Annotated in this window: 19 protein-coding genes; 8 read left to right on the plus strand and 11 right to left on the minus strand. The window is 73.5% G+C overall.

Going from position 1 to position 22,998, the window contains the following annotated elements; all coding sequences use genetic code 11:
• Positions 1-29 precede the first annotated feature (29 nt).
• The 5 genes from ACFYUS_RS13920 (at position 30) to ACFYUS_RS13940 (ending at position 6,586) form a co-directional block, all read left to right on the plus strand.
• Positions 30-1,316, plus strand: coding sequence for a Gfo/Idh/MocA family protein (locus tag ACFYUS_RS13920; protein WP_388850108.1), 1,287 nt, complete (start codon positions 30-32; stop codon positions 1,314-1,316).
• Positions 1,313-2,608 carry an extracellular solute-binding protein gene (locus tag ACFYUS_RS13925; protein ID WP_388850111.1) on the plus strand — a complete coding sequence of 432 codons (1,296 nt, stop codon included), beginning with the start codon at positions 1,313-1,315 and terminating at the stop codon, positions 2,606-2,608. The genes ACFYUS_RS13920 and ACFYUS_RS13925 overlap by 4 nt, the downstream gene beginning before the upstream one ends.
• Positions 2,609-2,647: 39 nt before the next feature.
• Positions 2,648-3,610 (plus strand): carbohydrate ABC transporter permease, encoded by a 963-nt coding sequence (locus ACFYUS_RS13930; protein WP_388850114.1) that lies wholly within the window; start codon positions 2,648-2,650, stop codon positions 3,608-3,610.
• Positions 3,607-4,500 carry a carbohydrate ABC transporter permease gene (locus ACFYUS_RS13935; RefSeq protein WP_388850117.1) on the plus strand — a complete coding sequence of 298 codons (894 nt, stop codon included), beginning with the start codon at positions 3,607-3,609 and terminating at the stop codon, positions 4,498-4,500. Before ACFYUS_RS13930 ends, ACFYUS_RS13935 begins: the two co-directional genes overlap by 4 nt.
• Before the next feature lie 133 nt (positions 4,501-4,633).
• On the plus strand, positions 4,634-6,586 hold the full coding sequence (locus ACFYUS_RS13940) for a discoidin domain-containing protein (RefSeq protein ID WP_388850120.1): 1,953 nt from the start codon (positions 4,634-4,636) through the stop codon (positions 6,584-6,586).
• Positions 6,587-6,638: 52 nt separating this feature from the next.
• Here ACFYUS_RS13940 and ACFYUS_RS13945 read toward each other — a convergent pair whose 3' ends face one another.
• On the minus strand, positions 6,639-8,372 hold the full coding sequence (locus tag ACFYUS_RS13945) for an aldehyde dehydrogenase family protein (RefSeq protein WP_388850123.1): 1,734 nt from the start codon (positions 8,370-8,372) through the stop codon (positions 6,639-6,641).
• A 476-nt stretch (positions 8,373-8,848) separates the two neighbouring features.
• Here ACFYUS_RS13945 and ACFYUS_RS13950 point away from each other — a divergent pair, with 476 nt between their 5' ends.
• Positions 8,849-10,231: an amidase gene (locus ACFYUS_RS13950; RefSeq protein WP_388850603.1), complete on the plus strand. Its 1,383-nt coding sequence runs from the start codon at positions 8,849-8,851 to the stop codon at positions 10,229-10,231.
• Here the strand turns inward: ACFYUS_RS13950 and ACFYUS_RS13955 are convergent.
• From ACFYUS_RS13955 to ACFYUS_RS13985, 7 genes are all read right to left on the minus strand, one after another.
• Entirely contained in the window at positions 10,185-10,655 is a 471-nt protein-coding gene (locus ACFYUS_RS13955) for a hypothetical protein (RefSeq protein ID WP_388850126.1), read from the minus strand. The genes ACFYUS_RS13950 and ACFYUS_RS13955 overlap by 47 nt on opposite strands.
• Before the next feature lie 14 nt (positions 10,656-10,669).
• Positions 10,670-11,191 (minus strand): RNA polymerase sigma factor, encoded by a 522-nt coding sequence (locus ACFYUS_RS13960; RefSeq protein ID WP_388850130.1) that lies wholly within the window; start codon positions 11,189-11,191, stop codon positions 10,670-10,672.
• Positions 11,178-11,618: a DUF3995 domain-containing protein gene (locus ACFYUS_RS13965; protein ID WP_388850133.1), complete on the minus strand. Its 441-nt coding sequence runs from the start codon at positions 11,616-11,618 to the stop codon at positions 11,178-11,180. Before ACFYUS_RS13965 ends, ACFYUS_RS13960 begins: the two co-directional genes overlap by 14 nt.
• A 120-nt stretch (positions 11,619-11,738) precedes the next feature.
• Positions 11,739-12,989, minus strand: coding sequence for a VWA-like domain-containing protein (locus tag ACFYUS_RS13970; protein ID WP_388850136.1), 1,251 nt, complete (start codon positions 12,987-12,989; stop codon positions 11,739-11,741).
• Positions 12,986-14,233: an AAA family ATPase gene (locus tag ACFYUS_RS13975; RefSeq protein ID WP_388850139.1), complete on the minus strand. Its 1,248-nt coding sequence runs from the start codon at positions 14,231-14,233 to the stop codon at positions 12,986-12,988. The genes ACFYUS_RS13970 and ACFYUS_RS13975 overlap by 4 nt, the downstream gene beginning before the upstream one ends.
• 41 nt (positions 14,234-14,274) lie before the next feature.
• A complete protein-coding gene (locus ACFYUS_RS13980) occupies positions 14,275-15,720 on the minus strand; it encodes a hypothetical protein (RefSeq protein ID WP_388850142.1) in 1,446 nt (481 codons plus the stop codon).
• Between the two features lie 285 nt (positions 15,721-16,005).
• Positions 16,006-16,797 carry a DUF2785 domain-containing protein gene (locus tag ACFYUS_RS13985; RefSeq protein WP_388850145.1) on the minus strand — a complete coding sequence of 264 codons (792 nt, stop codon included), beginning with the start codon at positions 16,795-16,797 and terminating at the stop codon, positions 16,006-16,008.
• A gap of 130 nt (positions 16,798-16,927) precedes the next feature.
• On the opposite strand from ACFYUS_RS13985, the gene ACFYUS_RS13990 reads away from it, so the two are divergent.
• Both ACFYUS_RS13990 and ACFYUS_RS13995 read left to right on the plus strand, forming a co-directional pair.
• A complete protein-coding gene (locus ACFYUS_RS13990) occupies positions 16,928-19,513 on the plus strand; it encodes a bifunctional serine/threonine protein kinase/MFS transporter (RefSeq protein WP_388850149.1) in 2,586 nt (861 codons plus the stop codon).
• 102 nt (positions 19,514-19,615) lie between these two features.
• Positions 19,616-20,224: a hypothetical protein gene (locus ACFYUS_RS13995; protein ID WP_388850152.1), complete on the plus strand. Its 609-nt coding sequence runs from the start codon at positions 19,616-19,618 to the stop codon at positions 20,222-20,224.
• Between the two features lie 104 nt (positions 20,225-20,328).
• Here the strand turns inward: ACFYUS_RS13995 and ACFYUS_RS14000 are convergent, their stop codons facing one another.
• The 3 genes from ACFYUS_RS14000 to ACFYUS_RS14010 all read right to left on the minus strand — a co-directional run bounded on the left by ACFYUS_RS14000 (position 20,329) and on the right by ACFYUS_RS14010 (position 22,990).
• Complete coding sequence (locus ACFYUS_RS14000; protein ID WP_388850155.1) at positions 20,329-21,705, minus strand: DEAD/DEAH box helicase; 1,377 nt, start codon at positions 21,703-21,705, stop codon at positions 20,329-20,331.
• 115 nt (positions 21,706-21,820) lie between these two features.
• A complete protein-coding gene (locus ACFYUS_RS14005; protein WP_015031667.1) occupies positions 21,821-22,024 on the minus strand; it encodes a cold-shock protein in 204 nt (67 codons plus the stop codon).
• Between the two features lie 144 nt (positions 22,025-22,168).
• The gene (locus ACFYUS_RS14010; RefSeq protein ID WP_388850157.1) at positions 22,169-22,990 is read right to left on the minus strand and encodes a DUF817 domain-containing protein; all 822 of its coding nucleotides are present in this window, start codon (positions 22,988-22,990) and stop codon (positions 22,169-22,171) included.
• Positions 22,991-22,998: the final 8 nt, after the last annotated feature.

Below are 22,998 nucleotides of genomic sequence, written 5' to 3' on the forward strand. Positions count from 1 at the left end.
GTGAGCCGCAAGCCGTGGAGGGTGCGTCGATGAGGGGTTCCCCAGTCCAACTTGCCGTCATCGGGGCGGGGTTACGAGGCACCGGGTACGCCCGCCGCGCCCTGGTCACCGGACGGGCCCGGGTGGTGGCGGTGGCCGAACCGGACGCGGAGCGCCGCACGCGCTTCGCCGCGGAGCACGGCATCCCCGACGAGAACGTCTTCGCGGACTGGCGCGCACTGCTCGACCGGGACCGGCTCGCCGACGCGGCGATCATCTCGACCCAGGACCGCATGCACGTCGGACCCGCGGTCCTCGCGGCCGAACGCGGCTACCACCTCCTCCTGGAGAAGCCGATGGCGCCGACCGAGGCGGAGGCCGTCCGCATCACCGAGGCGGCCGAACGCCACGGCGTCCTCCTCGCCGTCTGCCACGTCATGCGGTACACGCGCTACACCGAGGCGCTCAAGCGGCTCCTGGACGAGGGCCGCATCGGCGAGATCATGAACATCCAGCACCTGGAACAGGTCGGCTGGTGGCACCAGGCCCACTCCTTCGTACGGGGGAACTGGAGCAAGGAGGCCGCGTCGGCGCCGATGCTCCTCGCCAAGGCCTGCCACGACCTGGACTGGATGGTCCACATCAAGGGCGCCCTCCCGCGACGGGTCTCCTCCTTCGGGAACCTCGTGCACTTCCGACCGGAGAAGCGGCCCGAGGGCGCCGCCGCCCACTGCCTCGACTGCGGGGTGGAGGCCGACTGCCCGTACTCCGCCCGCCGGATCTACCTCGACTGCCTCGGCGATCCGGCCAAGGAGTGGTGGCCGCTGTCGGCCGTCACCGGCGACCACACCGAACAGGGCGTGCTGACGGCCCTGCGGGACGGCCCGTACGGCCGCTGCGTGTACGACGCGGGCAACGACGTCGTCGACAGCCAGGTCGTCGACATGGAGTTCGGCGACGGAACCACCGCCAGCTTCACCATGACGGCGTTCGCCGCCCTGGAACACCGCAAGACCCGGATCTTCGGCACCCACGGCTCCATCGAGGGCGACGGCGTACGGCTCCGCGTCCACGACTTCCTCACCGACAGCCGCACCACGATCACCACCGACACGGGAACCGACGCCTCCGCGGCCGAGGGCCACGGCGGCGGCGACGAGGCGCTGCTCGACGCCTTCGTCGAGGCCGTCGGCAGCGGAGACCCGACGCCGATCCGGTCCACCGGCCGCGAGAGCCTCGCCACGCACCGCGTGGTGTGGGCCGCCGAGACCGCCCGCCGCACGCGCACGGTGACCAGCCTTCCCCCGCAGGACCTCCCAGAAAAGAAGACGCGATGAAGCAGCTCAGCACACGGGTGACCGCCTTCGCCCTGCTCGGCGCACTGGCCCTCACCGCCACCGCCTGCGGCAAGAGGAACGGCGGCGACGCCGCCCCGGGCGAGGAGGCGAAGTCCTTCTCCTACACGTCGACCTGGGGCAAGGACGAACCGCAGGCCAAGATATTCCAGGCGGCCCTCGCCGACTTCACCGCGCAGACCGGCATCAAGGCCGACGTGAAGTGGATGGGCCGCAACGGCACGGACACCCTCGCCACCGAGATGGCCGCCGGCCGGGGACCCGACCTCTTCGACACCGCCACCGACAACATGGCCAAGTTCCGCGCCCAGAACCTGCTGGCCCCGGTCGACGACGTGCTCACCGCGAAGATCCCGGGAGAGGACAGGACCGTCGGCGAGGTGCTGTCGACCGCCGCGAAGCAGGCCTCGTCCGACGAGAAGGGCCTCGCCCTCATCCCGCACACCGTCATCTCGACCGGCGTGTGGTTCGACGCGACCAGGCACCCCGAACTGGCCGGCCGGCCCCCGCGCACCTGGGACGAGTTCCTCGCGTACCTCGACAAGGCCAAGAAGGCCGGCCGCACCCCCCTCGGCCAGGACGGCACGGTCCCCTTCTACAACGCGTACTGGTTCTACTCGGCCCTGGTCCGCGCCCAGGGCGCCGGCAGCCTGTACGCGCTCGGCACCGACGCCGGGGCCTGGGACCGGCCGGAAGTGCTGGCCGCGGCCCGGCAGGTGGAGAAGCTCGCCGCCGGCGGCTACTTCCAGAAGTCGTTCATGGCCACCAAGTACCCCGCCGCCCAGGACCGGTTCGCCACCGGCGGCTACGACCTGAACATCAACGGCACCTGGCTGACCAGCGAGATCAAGCCCAAGCTGCCCGCCGGCGCACGCATCGACTCCTTCCAGTACCCGGCCGGCGGAAAGAACTCCGTCGAGGCGGGGGCGCTCGGCTGGGGCGTCAACGCCAAGGGCAGGCACCCCGGGGCCGCGAAGAAGTTCCTCGCGTTCTTCCAGCAGAAGAAGTACACCGCGCGCATCGGCACCGAGGCGCTGAACATCCCCTCCCGCTCCGACGTCCCCGCGCCCGAGAACCTGACCGGTCTGCAGAAGGCCATCACGGGGGCCACCGCGGTCCACAAGCCGTACGACGGCGCCCCCGGCCTGAACGCCTGGTGGACCGACGTCTTCCTGCCGCTCGACGACAAGCTCCTCGGCGGAAAGCTCTCCGCCGAGGAGTTCGTGGCCCGGGGCAGGCAGAAGAGCGCGACGTTCATCGCCTCCAACGGCTGACCCGTCCCCCCGCCTCCCCGACGTCCGAAGCAGGTGACCATGAGCGCGACAGCGGTCCGGATCCCGCACGACTCCCGTCCGAGCACACCAGCGAGGGAGCGCGGGCGGCGCAGGCTGCGCCCGGCGCGGGAGCGGGCCTTCTGGCCCCTCCTGCTCCCCGCGCTCGTGCTCTACACCGCCCTGTTCGTCGCGCCCTCGCTGTACGGGGTCTGGGTCAGCCTCCACCGCTGGCCCGGCCCCGGCGCCGAGATGTCCTGGCGGGGGCTGAGGAACTACACGTCCCTGCTCCGGAACGACGCGTTCCTGTCCTCGTTCGGGAACACGCTCGTCCTGGCCGTGGGCGGCGGCGCGGCCGTCTTCACGGTCACGTTCCTGGCGATGACCGTGCTGCGGCAGACGAGGGGCCGCGCGTTCATCAGGTCCGTCGTCTTCCTGCCCATGATCATCTCGGCGATCGCCGTCGGCGCGGCCGTCGGCTTCCTGCTCAACCCCGACGGAGCGGTCAACGGCCTCCTGGGCGCGGTCGGGATCGAGGGGCCGCCCTGGCTCGGCCCCGACCTGGTGTTCCGGTGCGTCATCGGCGGCCTGGTGTGGTCGTCGACCGGCTTCTACATCGCCCTGATGATGTCGGCCGTGGACTCGATCCCCCCGCACCTCTACGAGGACGCCCACCTCGCCGGGGCCACCAAGTGGGAGCAGTTCCGGTACATCACGCTCCCGCTGACCTGGGACGTCTTCTCCGTGGCCGCCGTGCTGTGGGTCGTCAACAGCCTCAAGGTCTTCGAGATCGTGCTCGCGTTCACGACGGGCGGCACCCCCGGCAATCCGCCGCTCGAAGCCCGCACGGTGGCCGTCCAGCAGTACATCACCGTCTCCGGCGGCAACACCGTCCCCGACCTGGGGCAGGGCGCGGCCATGGGCGTGTACGTCGTCCTGGTCACCGTGGTCCTGATCCTGCTGATCCGCCGCATCACGCGCCGCGACCGAGTGGAGCTCTCGTGAATCCCGTACGCGTCGACCGCCCGACGGCCCGGGTGGTCGGAGACGTCCTGCTCCCGAGGCTGACCGCGATCGCGCTCTGGCTCTGGGTGGCCTTCAACCTGGCCCTGGTGGCCTGGGTCGGTCTCCAGTCGCTCAAGGCTCCGGGCGACGTGTGGCTCCACCCCTTCGCCCTGCCGTCCGCGCCGGAGTGGCAGAACTACTCGCGGGCGTGGCAGGCCGCGCAGTTCTCCCGGGCCGCCCTCAACAGCGTCCTGCTCACGGCGGTCGGCTCGTTCCTGATCGTCGGGCTCGCGGCGCCCGCGGCCTACGTCCTCGCCCGTTCGACGCGGCGCGCCGCGGGGCGGCTGACGGGCTACTTCGCCATGGGCATGAGCATCCCGCTGCAGACCCTGGTCATTCCCGTCGTGGTCGTCAAGCTGTCGCTCGGCACGTTCATGGTGGACTGGGTCACCGGCTGGTGGGACGACCGGATCACCCTGCTGGTCTTCGAGGTCGCGCTCTCCCTGCCCTTCGCCGTCTTCGTGCTCAGCGGCTACCTCCGCTCCCTCCCCCAGGAGGTGGAGGAGGCCGCCGAGCTGGACGGGGCGGGACCGCTGCGGACCTTCGTCCAGGTGATCGTCCCGCTGGCCCGGCCCGGCATCGTCACGGTGCTCGTCCTCAACGTGATCGGCCTGTGGAACTCCACCCTGCTCGTCATGGTGATCGCCCCCGGCGAGGACGAACGCACCCTGCCCGTCGCCCTGCTGCACCTCTACGGGACGATGCAGTACTCGTCCGACTGGGGCGGCATGTTCGCGGGGATCGCCATCCTCGTCTTCCCGATGATCGTCCTCTATCTGTGGTGCGGCCGCCGCATCGTCGAGGGCATGACGGCGGGAATCGGCAAGTAGCCCGGAGTAGCCCGGAGTAGCCCGGAGTGGCCCAGAGCGGCCCGGAGTGGTCCGGGTGACCACGTATGCCGGGGCGAGCACTTATGAAAGTCCCTTGGTGATGTAGGCGTTCCTTCAGGATTCAGGAGGCTTCATGCACAGCAGGCGCACCCTTCTCTCCGCGGCGCTCGGCACGGCCCTGGCCGTCGCCGTTCCGCCCGCCACCGCCCGGGCGGCGGCCGGCACCACGTACTACGTGGACTCCGCCGGCGGGAGCGACACCGCCGACGGCACCTCCACCGGCACCCCCTGGCGCACGCTGGCCCGGGTGAACCAGCAGGTCTTCCAGCCGGGCGACACCGTCCGCTTCCTCGCCGGACGCACCTGGACCGGCCAGTTCGCCCCCAAGGGCTCGGGCGCCGAGGGCGCCCCGGTCACCGCGACCTCGTACGGCAGCGGCGCCAAGCCGGTCATCGCGGGCGCCAACACCGTGCCGTCGGCGGTCCTCCTGGAGAACCTGGCGCACTGGACCCTCGACGGCCTGGAGATCACCAACGGGACCGGCTCCACCACCTGGCGCGTGGGCGTCGAGGTCCGGGCCAAGGACATCGGCGCCGTCCCCGGCATCACCCTGCGCGATCTGTACGTGCACGGCATCGACGGCGTGGCCCAGCTCGGCAAGGGCAACATCGGCTCGGCCGGCATCCTCGTGAACGTCCGCGGCAACAGCGTCCCGACGTACTACACCGGCATGCTCATCGAGAACAACGAGATCGCCGACACCAAGGCGTACGGCATCACCACCTGGTCCACCTGGATGCAGCGCGAGGGCTGGACCTCGCTCTGGGCCGAACTGGGCATCCCCTCCACCGAGTACGGCCCGTTCCGGCCCAGCACCGGTCTGGTGATCCGCGGCAACCACGTCCACGACGTCGGTTCCGGCGGCATCAACCCCAACCAGGTCGCCGACACCCTCATCGAGTACAACACCGTCGCCCGGCCCACCTCCACCACCACCAACGTCGGCATCTGGTGGTCGGGCGCGGACCGCACGACCGTGCAGTACAACGAGGTGTACGGCGCCCGCTTCGGCGGCCGGGGGCTCGACTGCACCGCCTTCGACGCGGACGCCTCCAGCCACGACAGCCTGGTCCAGTACAACTACAGCCACGACAACGGCGGCGGCTTCTTCCTCTCCGTCTCCCTGGGCACCGCCCCCGCCAGTGCGGTCGTCCGCTACAACATCAGCCAGAACGACGGCAACGAGATCTTCACCTTCTCCACGAACACCGACGGCGTCGACATCTACAACAACACCGTCCACGTCTCGTCCTCGCCGAGCCGGCCGCTGTACAAGATCGCGCAGGTCTACCACAACCCGAAGAACGTCACCTTCCGCAACAACCTCTTCGTCAACCAGGCGAACCTGCCCTACGACACCGCCGGCATCACCTACCGGAACAACCTCTACCGCGGCGGCCCCGTCCCGCCGGACACCGCCGCGATCACCGGGGACCCCAGGCTCACCGCCCCCGGCACCGCCACCTCGCGCACCGACCTGGCCTGCTACCGGCCGCTCTCCGGCTCCGCCGCCATCGACGCGGGCCTGGCCGTCGCGGGCGACGGCGGCCACGACATCCTCGGCGCCGCGCTGCCCGCCACCGTCGCCGTCGGCGCCGTCCAGGGCGCGCCGGGCAGCTACGGGGCGCCCCTTCCCTCGACCACGATGGGCACCGGCCAGGGGACCATCGCCGCCGTGGCCGACGGGAGCGAGGCGACCAGCTGGGCGAGCCCGGTGAACGTGACCCTCCCGGGCAGCATCACGCTCGACCTGAGGACCGTCCGCCGGGTCGGTGCGCTGACCCTGGCCACCCACTTCGGCCAGGGGCAGGGATTCACCCGGGTCGACGTCCAGACCTGGGACGGTTCGGCCTGGACCACCCGGCTCGCCGACGCCGCCCTCACCTGGAGCAGCAACACCTCCACCGTGGAACGGCGCACGCTCACCCTGCCCGCGCCCGTCGACACCTCGCAGCTGCGGCTCGTCGTCAAGGCGGCCAACCGTCAGTGGGGCAATGTCGCCGTCAACGAACTGGCCGTCACCTGAGGGGCGTTCACGCGGCTCCGCGTGCGGCGAGGGCCGCACGCGGCGACGCGCCTCAGCCGCGCATCGCGGCGGCGATGACGCCCGGCAGCTTCCGCCAGCTCGGGCGGGCGGCGAAGTCCGTGAGGAGCTCGCCGGTGCGGGCGGCCGCCGTGTGGGTGGTGAACCACGGGGGCTTGGGGGAGAGGGCGAGCTCGCCGTGCAGCACCGAGCGCGGTGCGGGACGGAAGGGGCCCGTGACGACGGTCCGTTCGGTGTCGTCCAGGAGCAGGGCGTTGTGGACGACGCCGATCCCGCTCCGTACGTCCGCGAGGGTGTGCCCGGGGAAGGCGCCCCAGGTGGCGCGGGGGGTGAGATAGCCGATGCCCGTCCAGGCGTTGACGCCGACGGTGCCGTAGCGGAGTTCCGCGATCGCCGCGCGGAACCGGAGGCCGAGCGCCTTGACCGTCTCCGGGTGGGCGATGAGGTTGGCGCCCAGGGTTCCGTGCAGCCGGTCGTTGGCCGCCGCCACGGCGGCGTCGAGGAACGCGGCTCCGGTGCCCGGGAGTTCGGCCACGCCGAGCACCGGGCCGAAGTACTCGGTCGAGAACGCGGTCTCGTCCGGGTCCGTGAGGTCCAGGCCCGTGATCAGGGTCCGCTCCGGCGTGCCGCCGACCTCCTCGGCGGCCGGGTGGAGCGCGCGGGCGGACCGGACCCGGTCCTCGGAGCCGGGGTACCAGGCGGGGCGGGCGGGCGCCGCGGCGAGCGCCCGGCGCAGGGCGTGGAGGAAGGCGTCCTTCTGCGGCCAGTCCGCGCTGAGGATGACGACCTGGGCCGCGATGCAGTTGGAGCCGCTGTTGTGCAGGCGCTGGGTGGCCACGTGCTCGGCCTGGAACCGCAGATCGGCCGCGGACCACTCGCCGGGAAGGACGATGACCGGCCCGACACCGCCCAGTTCGCTGGTCATCGGCTTGTCCAGCTTCGGCCTGCCGGCCGCCTTCGCGGCCGCCGCGTCGTCACCCGTGCCCCAGACCACCGCGTCGTGCGTCGCCGCGCTGCCGGTCATGTGGACGGCGGCGATGCCCGGGTGCCGCGCGAGGGCCCCGCCGACGTCCGGGCCGCCCGTGACGATCTCGACCAGACGACGGTCGGTCAACGGCCGGAAGACCGCCCGGAAGACGTCGGCCAGGGGATCGGTGACCGGGTTCAGCTTGAGCACGACGGTGCGGTTCTCGGCGAACAGCTGGTACAGCACGTCGAGCGGCGTGATGGAGAAGATGTTCCCGGCGCCGAGGACCAGGGCCACGCCCCGGGTGTCCTCCGGCGTCAGCTGCCCGAGACCGGCCCCGGCCCGCAGCGCCCGCTCGGTGGTGCCCGGCTTCGTCCAGACCTCGGCGTGGAATCCGTTCAGGAGCAGCTTGTCGAAGGTGTCGTACGGGACCACCTGGACGGCCAGCCGGCCGCCAGGGGCGGGCCGGACACGGCAGTCGGCCAGCACGTCGGACCCCTCGGCCAGGCGCCGCAGGGTGTCCTGCAGTGCCTGTACGTAGCCGAGCACCGCGTACGGCCCGCTCAGCCACTCCTCGCCCACCAGCGGCGAACCCGCGTCGAGGCCCTTGATCCCGGCCGCGGTCCGCACCCACTCCCCGGCCACGGCGGCGGTGGCGGCCCCCACGTCGAGCAGCAGGTCACGCCGCTCGGACAGCGGGGTCCCGGCCCATGCGCGCTCCCCCTCGGCGAGCCGCGCGACGAGCGCGTCGACGTCCACGCCGAGGGCGGGGCTGTCGGTCGTGGTGTCGGTCGTTGTCATGATCAGGGCCTCACTCATGGGTCTGGGCCGGGGCCTGTCCTTCAGGACATGCCGGGCTCGTGGGTCGTCGTGGCCGGAGGTGTCAGGGGCCGGGGGTGTCAGGCGCCGGAGGAGTCACGGGCCGGGGTCCGTCGGCGCCCCCTGCGGGCAGGACGCGAGGCGAAGGGGCGACCTGCGCCGCCGGACGACGGGACGACCCGGACCGCCGTGGTCCGGCCGTGCGCGGCGCGCGGCGGCGAGAGGACCCCGAACCCGGTCCGGCACCGTGAGCTCCATCAACTCGTTCAAGGAAAGCGTCACTTCGTCCCCCTCGCGGCACCGGTGGGCAGCCCTCGGACATCGATCCTACGAGCCGCGAGCGCGGTACGGGCCGTCGACCCCTCGCCTGTTACCCACTGGTAGGCAATGATGGGGGACGACCATCCACGAGGCCGGGGGCTGAGGCAGCGGTGACGACTTTCGACGCAGGGACCAGGATGCACGCCTTCCGGGACGACGCCCTGGGGGAGCACGACGCCGTCGGGCTCGCCGAGGCGATCCGGCGCGGCGAGGTCGGCGCGGCCGAGGCCGCCCGGGACGCGGCCGAGCGGGTGCGGGCCGTCGAGGAGCGGCTCCACGCGGTCCAGGTGTACGCCGGCGCCCCGGCGCCCGGTGCCGGTGGCGTCTTCGCGGGCGTCCCGACCTTCGTCAAGGACAACACCGACCACCAGGGGCTGCCCACCGGGCACGGCAGCGCCGCCTTCACGGCCCGGCCGGCCCGCCGGCACGCGCCCTTCACCCGGCAGTTCCTGAGCAGCGGCGTCACGGTGCTCGGCAAGACCCGGCTGCCCGAGTTCGGCTTCAGCCCGACCACGGAGTACGAGACCGCCGAACCCGTCCGCAACCCGTGGCACACCGGCCACTCCGCGGGCGGCTCCTCGGGCGGGAGCGCGGCGCTCGTCGCCGCCGGAGCCGTGCCGATCGCCCATGCCAACGACGGCGGCGGCTCCATCCGGATCCCCGCCGCCTGCTGCGGCCTCGTCGGCCTCAAGCCGACCCGGGGCAGGGTCGTGCCGAACGCCCAGAGCCGCCAACTGCCCCTGGACCTCGTCGTCGACGGCGTCGTGACCCGTTCCGTGCGGGACACCGCCGCGTTCCTCGCCGCCGCCGAGACGCACTGGCGCAACCCGAAGCTGCCGCCCGTGGGCCTCGTCGAAGGCCCCTCCGGACGACGCCTTCGCATCGGATTCCTCCTCGACTCGCCCAACGGCGTCACCTCCGACACCGCCACCCGCGAGGCCGTCACGGAGACGGCGACGAGGCTCGAACGGCTCGGCCACACCGTGGAACCGGTCGAGATGACCATCGACCCGCACTTCACCGAGGACTTCCTCACCTACTGGGGAATGCTGTCGTTCCTCCTCGGCGCCACCGGCCGGACCCTCGGCACGGACTTCGACCGGCACCGCATGGACGCCCTCAGCCGCGGGCTGCGCGCCACGTACCTGGAGAACTGGCGGCGCACCCCCGGCGTCCTGCGGAGACTGAAGCGCACGAAGGAGGCCTACGCGGCTGCCTTCCGCGGCCTGGACCTCCTCCTCACCCCGGTCCTCGCCCACCCCGCGCCGCCGATCGGCCGCCTCGCGCCGACCGTCCCCTACCCGGAACTCGTCGAACGGATCCTCGCGTACGTCGCGTTCACCCCCGTCGACAACGTCGTCGGCACCCCGTCGATCTCCCTGCCCAGCACCCGCGCGACGGACGACGGCCTCCCCGTCGGCGTCATGTTCTCCGGCCGCCCCGGATCCGAACGCACCCTCCTGGACGTCGCGTTCACCCTGGAGGCGGACCACCCGTTCCGCCGGATCCAGGACGCGTGACCCGTTCGGCGAGGCGCGCCATGGCCCGTTCCAGTTCACGGCGCGCCCCGAACGGGACCAGCGCGGCCCGCCCCGGGATCCGGACGCCTCCGGTGAGCGCCACCCGGGTCGAGCCGCCCTCGTCCGCCGCCGCCATCCCGATGACCAGGAAACGGCTCTGCAGCCAGCACCAGCCCGGCCGCAGCACCCCGTGGAGGCGGGCCCGGAGGCCGTACCGGCTGCGGGCCAGGGCCTCCACCCGGTCGCCGTCCCGGCGCAGCACCCGCACCGACCGCATGTCCGGCTGGAACTCCCCGAAGCCGCCCTCCAGATCGCCCATGACACCCCACACCACGTCCAGCGGCGCGGGCAGCACCCGCTCCACGATCCGCGCGCCCCGGACACCGGCGCCCATGACCCGCAGCCGCCGCACGTCGTCGAACATCGCCTCTTCCCCGCTCAACCGGACCACGCCTTTCGGAAGCTCTGCCGTGCCCGGTGCAACCGGGACTTCGCCGTTCCCGCCGGCACCCCGAGCAGCGCCGCCGCTGACTCCTCGTCCATCCCCTCGACGTCCCGCAGCACCAGCACCGCCCGGTGTGCCGGCGACAACCGGGCAAGGACGTCACCGATGTCGGCGGCCAACAGCGGATCGCCCCGCTCCGGCACGTCGGGGAGCTCCGCCGGCCGCGCCCGTGCCGCCCGCCTGGCGACCCGTACCGCCTCCCGCACGGAGATCGCCCGCACCCACCCGTACAGCGCCTCGGGCTCCCGCAGCGACCGCAGCGAGGTGAAGACGGCGACCAGGGCCTCCTGGGTGGCGTCCGGCCCGTCGTCGAGGGCGATGGGCCGGCAGATCCGCGCGATGTACGGAGTGAGGTGGTCGAGCAGATCGTGCAGGGCCAGGGTGTCGCCGCGCCGGGCGGCCCGCACGAGCGCGACGCCCCGGCCGACCGGATCGGCGGCCTCAGCGGGCGGCACGCAGGGCCGTCCAGCCGAAGACCAGGCTCAGGGGCGTGTAGAGCAGGGCGTTCAGCCACGGGAAGACCGCCCCGGAACCGTCCCGGCCGAGGACGATCCACACCAGACCGGCCGCCCCGCGCAGCAGCATCCCGCCCGCCACGGCGTACGTGACGAGGCGCGGGACCCGACCACCGCCGACACCGCGCACATGGGCGGCCACCGCGACCGCCGCGCACGCTTCGAGCACGGCGAGCGGCAGCACCACCGCCGGCCCGAAGGACACGACACCGCCCAGGACGGCGAGCGACAGGCTCCGCTCGTCGGCGGCGGGCCAGGTCAGGCCGGTCGCCCAGTAGACGTGCGCCAGCGCGAGGACGGCGAGCAGCACGGCGACGGCACGCCCGCCGCCCGCCGCGCGAGGCCGCTCGATGTCGATGACCGCCATGGGGTCCCCTCCGTATCGGGGTCGAGATCGGGCCGGCGCCGAGGGGTGCCGACACCTGGAGGAGGACCCGCACCACACGAAGGTTCCCTGTGATCCGGCTCACGTCCGACCGCGCGCCGACTACCCGATGTCGACCACCCGGGCCCACTCCGGCGGCCCGTCCGGTACGTGGTCGGGATCGTGCTCGCGCCACGAACGGGACGACCGCGCGCGGGGGAACAGGCCCACCACCGTCCGGCAGGGCGGCCGCTCGGCCGGCCACGGCGTCTGACCGTCGGTCAGGACCACGAGCACGTCGGGGCGCGGGCGCGCCCGCAGGGCCGCGGCGAAACCGGTGCGCAGATCCGTACCGCCACCGCCCACGAGCGGGATGCCCTCGGCGCGGCACAACGGATGGACGAGCCGCGCCGCCGCGTCGCACGGCAGCACGCCGACCAGGTCGCGCCGACCGCCCACCGCCCTCGCGATCGCCGCGACCTCCAGGAGCGCGCTGCCCAGTTCGGCGTCGCTGACCGACCCCGAGGTGTCGATGACGACGGAGACCCGCGGCGGGCTGCGCCGCAGGCTCGGCAGCACGGCGCCGGGCACGGAGGCCGAGCGCCGCGACGGCCGCCCGTACGAGTAGTCGTCCCCGGCGCCGGAGCCGTACGCCGCCGATCTGACGGCCGCTCCCAGCAACTCCCGCCACGCCTGCGGCGGGTGGAACGCCTCCTCTGCCCACCGCCGCCAGCCCTTCGGCGTGCTGCCCGGCCGCCCGGTGATCGCCTGGGCCACCCGGAACCGCACGGCGTCCTGCTCCTGGACGCTCAACCCCTCGGCGCCGTCCGCTCCGAGGTCCCAGGCCCGGTCGAGCCCGTCGGCACCGCTGCCGCAGTCCAGCCAGCCCGCGTCCCGCGTGCGCGGGCCGAGCTGGAACTGCCGCAGGTAGTCCTCCATCAGCTCCCCTTCGGGAAGTCCCAACAGCTCCGGATGAACCGCCCCTTCGGGCCTGGGGAGCCCGTCGCCGAACACGTCGTCGTTGATCTCGCAGTCCGCGGCGATGTTCATCCGCAGCCGCTCGCCCGAACCCGCCAGACCGCGCTCCCGCGCCACCCGGTCGCTGCGCCCGTGGTGGTCGCGGAGCAGATGCGTCACCTCGTGCACCCACACCCCGGCGAGCTCCTCCACCGGGGTCCGGTCGACGAACCCCGGTGAGACGTAGCACCGCCAGTACCGGTCCACCGCCATGGTCGGCACCTCCCGCGACTCCACGGTGTGCAGCGCGAACAGCGCGGTCGCCAGATACGGCCGGACGCGTACGGCGTGCAGACGGGCGGCGTACAGCTTCTCCACGTCCAGCGCACCCTTCGGCACGACGGAGCCCGCCCTCATCGCCCCGCCCCCGCCGTCGCGGCCGCCGTCACGCGCCCGCCCGCCCGGTCCGCGCGCCGCGACAGGGCCACGACCCCGGCGAGCCGTTCGATCGACGCCGGTACGTCCCAGTCCTCCCGGCGCAGCCCGGCCAGCGTCGTCGCCGGCACGACCACCAGGTCCGGGGGACCCGACTCCAGCGCACGGGCGAGCAGCGCCCATGCCGCGTCCCAGCGGGGCTTCTCCGGGCGCCGGGCGACCGCCTCCACGACCCCCTCCAAGGCCGCCTGGCGGCGGTCCCCGCGCTCGGGCAGCTCGGCCCCCTCGGGGTCGGCGAGGAGCAGTTCGGGATCAGGAAGGTCCATCCGGTCGAGCCAGGCCAGGAGTTCGAGTCCCGGACCGTCCCCGACGACCCCCCTGACCAGTTGCGAGAGCACGTCCCGCGTGACCTCGGCGGCGGTCGCGAAGGCGACGAGCCGCAGCGCCATGTCCCAGCTCCGGGGCGAGGGCCAGGGGCCGCCGCGCATGGCCTCGCCGCTCGGCAGCCGGTGGACGAGCGCCGGGCGGGCCGTCAGCAGACCGCAGACCGCACGCCGGGCGATGCCCACGGCCTCCGTCAGCCTCTCCGGGGCGAGCCGGGGGAGCGTGGCACGCGGCCAGACGCCCCCGAGGCCGCGGACCACGACCTCGGTGTCGTGGGTCCACCGCAGATGGACGAAGCGGTTGGCGAGCGGCGGGCTGAGCTCCCAGCCGTCGGCGGCCGAGGACCGCGGATTGGCGGCCGCGACGATCCGTACGTCGGGCGGGAGGACGAGGGTTCCGATCCGGCGTTCCAGGACGAGACGGAGCAGGGCCGCCTGGACGGCCGGGGGAGCGGTGGAGAGCTCGTCCAGGAACAGCAGGCCCCGGCCGGCCCGCACCAGACGCACGGCCCATTCCGGCGGGGCCATCGGCACGCCCTGTTCCGCGGGGTCGTCCCCGACGACCGGCAGGCCGGAGAAGTCGGTGGGTTCGTGCACGCTCGCGATGACCGTGGTCAGCGGCAGGCCGAGCGAGGCGGCGAGCTGCGTCAGGGCCGCGGTCTTGCCGATGCCCGGCTCACCCCACAGCAGGACCGGCAGGTCGGCGGCGACGGCCAGGGTCAGCGCCTCCAGCTGGGGGTCGGGCCGGGGCTCGGTGGTGGTGTCGCGCAGAAGGGACAACAGGGCTCCGGCGACGTCGAGTTCGGTGGACGGGGTCGCGGCGGAGGACACACGTGCGGGCATGGGAGATCACCTGAGGAAGGAGGAGGGGAACGGGGTTTCCGTCAGCGGGACGCGGAAGAGGACGCGGTCGTGGCGTGACGCGGGCGCGCGCCACGCGTGCGGCGGCCGTCCGGACGTGTTCCGCGGAGGGGTACGGGGGGTACGAGCTTCCGGCCGGGCGCGGGGCCGAAGAGCCCGGCCCGGTAGAGCCCGTACGTGACGCGCTGCCGCGCCGCCGTCTCCAGCGCGTCCCGGAGAGCCCCGTCGCGCAGCAGCGCGGCGGGGCCGAGCAGGCCCTCGACGACGGCCAGCGCCCCGGCCACGTCACCGTGGTCGAGCCGCTCGCGGACACCGCTGAGGCGGTCCGGGCACCGGTGCGCCTCGTCGACGGCTCGCACGCAGGGGAGCGCGGTGCCGGTCAGCGCGACGAGCAGCTCCTCGCGCCGGAGTTCGGCCGGGTCGTGGTCGAGCGGTGTCAGCACCCCGTCGACCAGGCCGATCCGGTGCCGCGCGCCCCGGCACTCCACGAGGCGCGGCGCGCCCGCCCCGTCGGGCGGCCGCGGCGGACCGGTCGGTACGTGGCCCGGTACGAGCGCGGCGGCGACGAGCGGGTGCAGCTGCCCGGCCTCGACGAGACCGGCACGCAGCAGCTCCAGATCGGGCGGCAGCCAGGTGGCGGCGTCCGGCAGGACGGGCACCGTGACGGAGTCGCGCCGGGCGGGGGCGACGCGGAGGGCGGTCGGGGCCGGCGCGCGGGGCGGGTCCCCGGCCGGGCCCTGCGCCGGATCGGCGTCCAGGAGCAACCGGTGCGCCCTGCCCAGGCGTACGGCCACCGGACCCGCCGGCCGGCCCTCGGCGCGCAGCAGGATCGCGGCCTCGGCCGTCCACCGGTCCACGGCGTGGTGGGGCCCGTCCCGCGGCGGCCCCGGGGAGGGAGGCCCGCCGGGCGGGCCGTCGGCTCCGGAGCGCGTGCGCAGTTCACCGGCGCGGCTCGCGTCCCAGAGGTGGCGGTGCAGGTCGAGCCGGAACCGGGGATGGGGATGCGGATGGGGATGCGCGGGCCCGGGGCCGGCGCCGGAGGCGGACCGGTCCCAGAGCGCGAGGCTGATCCGCTGCCCGGAGTCCGCCCAGGCGGGCGCGGTCCGGGCCACCAGATGCACGGGGCCCGTACCGTCGCGGTTCCCGGTGTCGTACCGGGCGAGGGCGACGGTGAGGCCCGGGCGCAGCAGCCCGTCCGGGGCGATCCTCGGCATGTGCCAGCGCAGCAGGTCCGGGGCCAGGCGGCGCAGATCGCCCCGCACGCGGGAGACGAGTTCCGAGCCGTGGCTCCGTGCCAGTGCGCGGAGGTCGAGATCGACGTCGACACGGGCGGCGGCACAGGCCCCCGCCCAGTCCCCGGCCCGACGGCGGGCGGTCGCGGTCTCGATCATGGAGGGCGGCACGGCGAACTCGCGCACGCGCAGCCAGCGGGAGAGGTAGGAGTCCTCGTACGCGGAGGGAGTGGCCATCAGCACTCACCTTGCGCGGACGGGACCCCCGATCTGTGAAGGAGGTGAGTCGTCATCGCGATGATCATAGGACCTTCCACCGGTGACGGGCACGGGCTTTTCCCGCGGGCGGTCCGGCGGCTCCCTCCCCGCGCCCTTGCCCCTCATGACCGCTCCGAGGCCTTCGCTCCAGCGGGACTTCACCGGCCTTCCAGCGCGCCGCGCCAGTGTGGGCGCCGTCGGGTCGGCTGCCGCCGTGGGGGCGGCAGCCGGCCCCACGACCTGTGAGGCGGGGACCGTCGCCGGTCAGCGCTTGACGATCCGGTCGAGGACGGCGGCGACGCCGGACTTGACCGCCTCGCGGTGGGCGAGGGGTTGCGCGGGCTGTTCGGAGGTGGGGCGTACGCCCCGGTCGGCGAGCAGGTGGAGCAGGCGCAGGGTGCGCAGGCAGTTGCTGATGTGGGCGGGCACGGGGGTGCTGATGCGGTCGGCGCCGAAGCGGTCGGCGATCGGAGCCAGCCAGCCGACGGCTTCGCTCTCGCTCAGGTCGGTGCGGGTGAGGACGAGGGCGACGGCCCGGGCCAGCCGGTCGTCCTCCAGCTGGTCGTAGACGTGGTCGGTGGGTGCCGTCAGGCGCGCCGCCGCGAGGTCCAGCATGCGTACCGGAGCCACTTCGGGGTGCCGGCCGAAGGAGGCGAGCAGGTCCGCGCCGTGCGCGACCGCGTGGAGCCAGCCGAGCGTCGCGTCGTGGCCGCGGAGGTCGCGCTCCGCCGGGTACCACCGCTCGAAGGCGTCCACCCAGTCGGCCTTGAAGTCCCCCGCTCTCACCAGCATGTCGAGCACGAGGGGCGCGAAGGTGCGGGCCTCGGTCCGCGGGTCGTCGAACCGGGCGGCCATCTCGTCCCCCAGTTCGAGCCGCCGGGACTCCTCGATCGCCCCGCGGGCGATCCAGGTGGCGAGGACGGTGTAGGGCGCGCCGTCCCGGACCAGGGGATCGGGATCCGCCAGGGCGCGGGACAGCTCGCGGACGAGGTCGTTCATGGGCGGGGCGGCGGGCACGGCGCAGTCGGCGTCCGCGACGGCTATCCAGTTGATCATGGAGGGGATGGTAGGTCCTTGCGGTTGCTGCCCGCCTGCGCATTATGTCCCCGTGCGGCGCGGTCCGGTTCCATCGCCCGGCCCTGCGGATCCCGCCCCGGACCGTGCGCGCCTCAACTATGTTGATTTCGTGGACCAGTTGATCACCGAAGATCCGACGCGCATCGGCCCGTACCGCCTCATCGCCCGGCTCGGTGCGGGCGGGATGGGGCTGGTGTACCTCGGCCGCTCCGAGGCCGGACGGACGGTCGCCGTCAAGGTCGTGCAGGCCGAGTACGCCCAGCACCCCGAGTTCCGGCGGCGCTTCGCGCGCGAGGTGGAGGCCGCCCGGCGGGTGGGCGGGGAGTGGACGGCGGCTGTGCTCGACGCCGACACCGAGGCGCCGGTGCCGTGGGTGGCGACCCGGTACATCCCCGGACCCGACCTGGCGGCCGTGGTGGCGAAGGACTTCGGTCCGCTGCCCGAGCACTCGGTCCGCACCCTCGCCCACCGGCTCGCCGCGGCACTGGGGTCCGTGCACGCGGCGGGGCTGATCCACCGCGACCTGAAGCCCTCCAACGTCCTCGTGACCGTGGACGGGCCGCGCGTGATCGACTTCGGCATCGCCCGGGCCATGGACGGCCTCGGCGGCGACAGCCTGCACACCCGCACGGGCATGCTGATCGGCTCGCCCGGCTTCATGTCGCCCGAGCAGGTGCGCGGGCTCGAACTCACCCCGGCCAGCGACGTGTTCTGCCTCGGCGCCGTCCTCGTGTACGCCGCCACCGGCCGGCTCCTCTTCGGCGCCACCGACACCGGACTCGGCGCGCACCTCTTCCGGATCGCGGAGGACGAGCCGGACCTCACGGGCGTGCCGGACTCGCTGCTCGATCTCGTACGGGAGTGCCTGCACAAGGACCCGGCGCACCGGCCGACTCCCGCCGAGGTGGCGGCGCGCACGGCGGCGGACGGGGCGGGAGAGTGGCTGCCCGGCGCCGTACTCGCCCAACTGGGCCGTCACGCAGCACAGTTGCTCGACTTCGCGCCGGAGACGCGGGTGCCGGCCCAGGACCCGCGCATTCCGGCCCAGAACCCCGCACCGCCCCAGCCGCTCCCGCCGCACCCCGCGTACACCCCGCCGGCGCCGGCCGCCGGCACGCCGCCGCCGGGCTTCGGACCGGCCGTGGACGCCGGGCCCGGAGCGTGGGGCCCGCCCACCACCCCGGCCGGCCGGGCGGGCCCGTCACCCCGGCGGTGGGTCGGGCTCGCCGTGGCCGCGCTGGCGCAGTTCCTCGTGCTCGTCGGTTCGACGAGCACGAACGTGGCGCTGCCGTTCATCCAGGCCGACCTCGGCATGCCCGTCGGAGACCTCCCCCTGCTGCCCTTCTCCTACGGGATCGCCTTCGGCATACTGCTCCTGCTCGGCGGACACCTCACCGATCTCCTGGGCCGCAAAAGGGCGGCGATCGTCGGTCTGGCCGGTTTCGCCGCCGCCTCCGCGGTCGGCGGGGCGGCCCCCACCGCCGCCGTGCTCATCACGGCATTCGCCCTCCAGGGCGCGTTCGCCGCGCTGCTCTCCTCGGCCGCGCTCGCCCTGGTGGCAGGCGGCTTCACCGACCCGAAGGAGCGCGGCACGGCCTTCGGGGTCTACGCCGTGTTCGCCGGCGGCGGCCTGGCCGTCGGCGCGTTCGCGGGCGGCTGGCTGGTCGAGGCCCTGAGCTGGCGCTGGTGCCTGTACGCCGCGGTCCCGCTCGCCCTCGTCGCCGTGATCCCCGCCGTCGGGCTGGTGGACGACCGGTCGGCCCGCACCCCGGCCCGCCTCGACGTACCGGGCCTGCTGATGGGCACCGGCGCGCTCGCCGCGCTCCTGTACGGCTTCCACCAGGCGGAGGTCGTGTACGGCCGCGGCTGGATCACGCCCATGACCATGCTCCTCCTGCTGGTCGGAGTGGTCCTCCTGGGGGCCTTCGTCTGGTGGCAGACCCGCACGAGCAGCCCGCTCGTCCCGCCGGGGCTGTTCGGGGACCGTGACCGCGTCGGCGCGTTCCTCGCCCTCGCCCTCGCCGGGCTGAGCACATCCATCGTGTTCCTGGTCCTGTTCCTCTATCTGCAGGCCGGTCTGGGCTACGCGCCGTCCCGGACCGGACTCGCCCTGCTGCCCCTGGCTGGCACCGTCCTCGTGACCGCCCAGGTCTCCGGCCGCCTCCAGGCCCGGCTCGCGCCCCGCCTTCTCGTCGTCCCGGGCCTGGCCGTCGCGGCCGTCGGCGTGGGACTCCTGGCCCGGCTCGAGGTCGACAGCTCGTACGCCGCACTCGTCCTGCCCGGCATCCTCCTTCTCGGCCTGGGCCTCGGCCTGGCCCTCGGGCCGCTGCTCGACGCCGCGACCGGAGCGACCGGCCCGCAGGGCTCCGGCGGCACGGCGGGAGCCGTCCTGGCGGCCCAGAGCCTCGGCGGCAGGCTCGCCGTCCCGCTGTTCGGCAGCATCGTCGCCTCGGGGATCTCCGGCCGCCTCGGCGAGGTCGAGGGCCTTCCGGAACCCCTGAAGGACGCGGTCCGGCGTGGTGTCCTCATCGACCCGCACTACCTCCCGGCAGCGGCGTCCGAGGCCGTCGCGCAGGCGAACGCGACCGTCCTGAGTTCGTACTCCGTCGCCCTCTGGTCCACGTCCGGCCTCCTGCTCCTCGCGAGCCTCCTGGTGGGCCTGCTGGTCACGAGGACGGCTCCCGCGCGGGACTGACGGGCCGCGCCGATTGGCCCTTCGGCGACTCCGTGGTGTAGAAAGCCCCGTCGATCAATCATGATCACGACATAGAGCTCTCTCATTCGGGGGAATGGAAGAATGACCTCAACTCGCCGTGTTCTCGGCACGATCGCGCTTCTCGCCGCACTGGGCGGCGTCGCCGCCTGCGGTCCGGAGGACCCCGACGCCCAGGGCGTGACCGGCGGTTCCAGCGCAGGGGCCTCGCCGTCGGACGCGGCGTCCAAGACGTCGGATCCCGGCGAGACCGGGGACGGAGCCCCGGCCGACGACGTCGACGGTGACGGAAAGGGCGGCGACTGCGGCACTCCGCCGACCCTGCCCGCCGGGATCATGAAGCTGAAGGTCCAGCTCATGCGGGACGCCGGCGGCTTCGAGGCCTCCGAGGCCAAGCCGCACTGCACGCCGAACGACTGGATCTACGGCGCCGAGCCGGGGGACCCGACCAAGCACTACGTCCTTCCCGAGAACGTCAAGGCGTATCTGGCCCTCGGCTCCGGCCAGTCGAAGCAGGTCGACCACGAGCAGCTGGCGCTGCACATCGACCGCTGCCTGGCCCAGGAGATCGGCGCTCCCACCGAGGACTACCCCAAGGTGGAGGCCCCTTACGGCTGCTACGGCAACGTCTACGAGGTCACGCTGAACGCCAAGGGCGAAGTGGACACGATGAAGGAGATCTGGAGCGTCTGACGGCGTCCGCCGGACCGGCCGGGAGCCGGGGCTCCCGGCCGTCGGGCCGGCAGGTGGTCAGACGGCCTGTCGGCCTGCCGGCCCGACGAAGGGAAGCCGTCCGCTCAGCCGCCCCGCCGGACCTTCGCCGCCCGGCGGGCCTCGGCGGTCTTGCGGGCCTCGGCGGCGCGGCGGGACTCGTTCTTCGCGCGACCCGGGCGGCCCGGGACGGTGCCGATGCCCCGGAAGGCCGCGCCGCCGCGCTTGACGCCCTCCTGGCTCGGTGCGCTGCCGTCGACCGGTATGCCCGAGGGCTTCCGGGCGCCGGTGATACGGGTCAGCTCGGCCTCGCCGGAGCGGACCCGGGTGACGACGGGCCGGATGCCGGCGTCGGTCATGACCTTGGCCACGTCCTGGCGCTCCTCGGGGGTGACGAGGGTGACGACGACGCCCGACTCCCCGGCACGCGCCGTGCGCCCGCCGCGGTGCAGGTAGTCCTTGCCGTCGGCGGGCGGGTCGACGTTGACGACGAGGTCGAGCTCGTCGACGTGGATGCCGCGCGCCGCCACGTCCGTGACGACCAGGACGGGGACCTCGCCGGTCCTGAAGCGCTCCAGGGTCCTGGCCCGCAGCGGCTGTGACTTGCCGCCGTGCAGCGCCGCGGCCCGCACCCCGCTGCCCAGCAGGTGCTTGGTGAAGCGGTCGACGGAGGCCTTGGTGCGCAGGAACATGATCACGCGCCCGTCGCGGGCGGCGATCTCCGTGGCGGTGGCGAACTTGTCGGGGCCGTGCACGTGCAGCACGTGGTGCTCCATCGTGGAGACGGCCGCGGCCGACGGGTCGACGGAGTGCCCGGCCGGATCCTGGAGGTAGCGCTCGACCAGCTCGTCGACGTCACGGTCGAGCGTGGCCGAGAACAGCAGCCGCTGGCCGTCGCCCGGCACCAGGTCGAGCAGCTCGGTGACCTGCGGAAGGAAGCCCATGTCGGCCATCCGGTCGGCCTCGTCGAGGACGGCGACGGCCACCCGGTCGAGACGGCAGTCCTTGCGCTCGACGAGGTCCATGAGCCGGCCGGGCGTGGCGATCAGGACCTCGGCGCCGTCGCGCAGCGCGGTGGCCTGCCGCCCGATCGACAGGCCGCCGACCACGGTGGCCAGGCGCAGCCCCAGCGCGTCGGCGTAGGGGGCGAGGTCGTCGGCGACCTGCTGGGCCAGCTCGCGGGTGGGGACCAGGACCAGGGCGAGCGGCTTGCGGGCCTCGGCCCGGCGCCCGGCGGTGCGGGCGAGCAGCGGCAGACCGAAGGCGAGGGTCTTGCCGGATCCGGTCTGCCCGCGGCCGAGGACGTCGCGGCCCGCGAGGGCGTCCGGCAGCGTGGCGGCCTGGATCGGGAAGGGCGCCTCGACACCGCGGCGGGTGAGTTCCGCGAGCAGGGCGGCCGGCAGGCCGAACGCGGCGAAGGTCACGGAGGCCTCGGGGGCGTCCTTGCGGGGCGTGGTGGTCATGCGGCACCTGGTCCGTGGAAAGGGCGGAGAAGTCCGTGGAAAGGGCGGGAAAAAGCGACGGGCCGGGGTCCCCACCGCATGGGTGGGGACTCCGGCCGCGTCGGACGTGTCAACGTCAGGCGGGGAGGATGTTCTCCGCCTGCGGGCCCTTCTGGCCCTGCGTGACGTCGAAGGTCACCTTCTGGCCTTCCTGGAGCTCACGGAAGCCGGAGGTGGCGATGTTGGAGTAGTGGGCGAACACGTCCGGGCCGCCACCCTCCTGCTCGATGAAGCCGAAGCCCTTTTCCGAGTTGAACCACTTGACGGTGCCGTTGGCCATGTCAGATCTCCTTAACGGGGCGTACCCCTGGGAACCGCACTGTGCGGGTCCCGGTGTCGCCGTGATGATTGCCCCGTCCGGAAAACTGCACCGAAAACACATGAAGTGCCTGACGATGTCGAATCGTCGAAGGCACTTGTCAGTTCATTGGGAACCACGACTGCAACTGAGATCGACTGTAGCACGGCGCGGGCGATCATGCGCGAAAAATGTCCGATTCATTCGCGCGGCCAGGGTGAACGTGACCGTGACGAGCAGCGCCCAGGCGCCGAACTTCGCGAGGGGGACCGGCTGCCAGCCGTCCAGCTGGTCCGGATAGCTCCAGGCGCCGACGTACGTGGCCGCGTTCTCGGCGACCCAGAGGAAGAAGCCGATCAGGACGAAGGACAGGGCCAGGGGCATCCGGTGGTCGCTCTCGCCGACCCGGAAGCGGACCCAGGTCCCCGCCGTCGCCGCCAGGAGCAGCGCGGCGAGGACCCAGCGGGCGTCGGGCAGCCAGTGGTGGCTGAAGAAGTTCACGTACACGGCTCCCGCGAGGACCGCCGTGATCCGGGGCCGGTAGCCCGTGAGCCGCAGGTCGAACAGGCGCCAGGCCCGGCAGACGTAGCTGCCGAGCGCCGCGTACAGGAACCCGCCGTACAGCGGCACGCCGCCGAACTTGGTCAGGGCCTCCTCCGGATAGCTCCAGGAGCCCATCCGTACCTTGACCAGCTCGAAGAGCAGGCCGATGGCGTGGCAGCCGGCGATCACGGCGACGTCGCGACCGGTGTCCCAGCCGAGCCGCCACGCCAGGACGGTGAGCCCGGCGCCGTACAGGAGCAGCAGGTCGTAGCGGGCGACGGGCAGCTCGGGCAGCAGGGTCGAGACGGCTATGCCGCCGACGAGCGCCACGGCGAAGGCGCAGCAGCGCGCCTCCAGGACCGTGAAGCGCAGCAGCTGACGTGTCCCGTGCGTGAGCGTGTTCATGGCGGGAG

Source organism: Streptomyces sp. NPDC004284 (genome assembly GCF_042874035.1).
Taxonomy (GTDB): Bacteria; Actinomycetota; Actinomycetes; order Streptomycetales; family Streptomycetaceae; genus Streptomyces.

Excerpts from the sequence above, each read along its gene's own strand:
- ACFYUS_RS14005 (WP_015031667.1), bottom strand. The coding sequence starts at position 22,024 with ATGGCCAACGGCACCGTCAAGTGGTTCAACTCGGAAAAGGGCTTCGGC.
- ACFYUS_RS13920 (WP_388850108.1), top strand. The coding sequence starts at position 30 with ATGAGGGGTTCCCCAGTCCAACTTGCCGTCATCGGGGCGGGGTTACGA.
- ACFYUS_RS13925 (WP_388850111.1), top strand. The coding sequence starts at position 1,313 with ATGAAGCAGCTCAGCACACGGGTGACCGCCTTCGCCCTGCTCGGCGCA.
- ACFYUS_RS14000 (WP_388850155.1), bottom strand. The coding sequence starts at position 21,705 with ATGACCACCACGCCCCGCAAGGACGCCCCCGAGGCCTCCGTGACCTTC.
- ACFYUS_RS13930 (WP_388850114.1), top strand. The coding sequence starts at position 2,648 with ATGAGCGCGACAGCGGTCCGGATCCCGCACGACTCCCGTCCGAGCACA.
- ACFYUS_RS13940 (WP_388850120.1), top strand. The coding sequence starts at position 4,634 with ATGCACAGCAGGCGCACCCTTCTCTCCGCGGCGCTCGGCACGGCCCTG.
- ACFYUS_RS13985 (WP_388850145.1), bottom strand. The coding sequence starts at position 16,797 with ATGATCAACTGGATAGCCGTCGCGGACGCCGACTGCGCCGTGCCCGCC.
- ACFYUS_RS13975 (WP_388850139.1), bottom strand. The coding sequence starts at position 14,233 with ATGCCCGCACGTGTGTCCTCCGCCGCGACCCCGTCCACCGAACTCGAC.
- ACFYUS_RS13955 (WP_388850126.1), bottom strand. The coding sequence starts at position 10,655 with ATGTTCGACGACGTGCGGCGGCTGCGGGTCATGGGCGCCGGTGTCCGG.
- ACFYUS_RS13965 (WP_388850133.1), bottom strand. The coding sequence starts at position 11,618 with ATGGCGGTCATCGACATCGAGCGGCCTCGCGCGGCGGGCGGCGGGCGT.
- ACFYUS_RS14010 (WP_388850157.1), bottom strand. The coding sequence starts at position 22,990 with ATGAACACGCTCACGCACGGGACACGTCAGCTGCTGCGCTTCACGGTC.
- ACFYUS_RS13945 (WP_388850123.1), bottom strand. The coding sequence starts at position 8,372 with ATGACAACGACCGACACCACGACCGACAGCCCCGCCCTCGGCGTGGAC.
- ACFYUS_RS13970 (WP_388850136.1), bottom strand. The coding sequence starts at position 12,989 with ATGAGGGCGGGCTCCGTCGTGCCGAAGGGTGCGCTGGACGTGGAGAAG.
- ACFYUS_RS13995 (WP_388850152.1), top strand. The coding sequence starts at position 19,616 with ATGACCTCAACTCGCCGTGTTCTCGGCACGATCGCGCTTCTCGCCGCA.
- ACFYUS_RS13980 (WP_388850142.1), bottom strand. The coding sequence starts at position 15,720 with ATGGCCACTCCCTCCGCGTACGAGGACTCCTACCTCTCCCGCTGGCTG.
- ACFYUS_RS13950 (WP_388850603.1), top strand. The coding sequence starts at position 8,849 with ATGCACGCCTTCCGGGACGACGCCCTGGGGGAGCACGACGCCGTCGGG.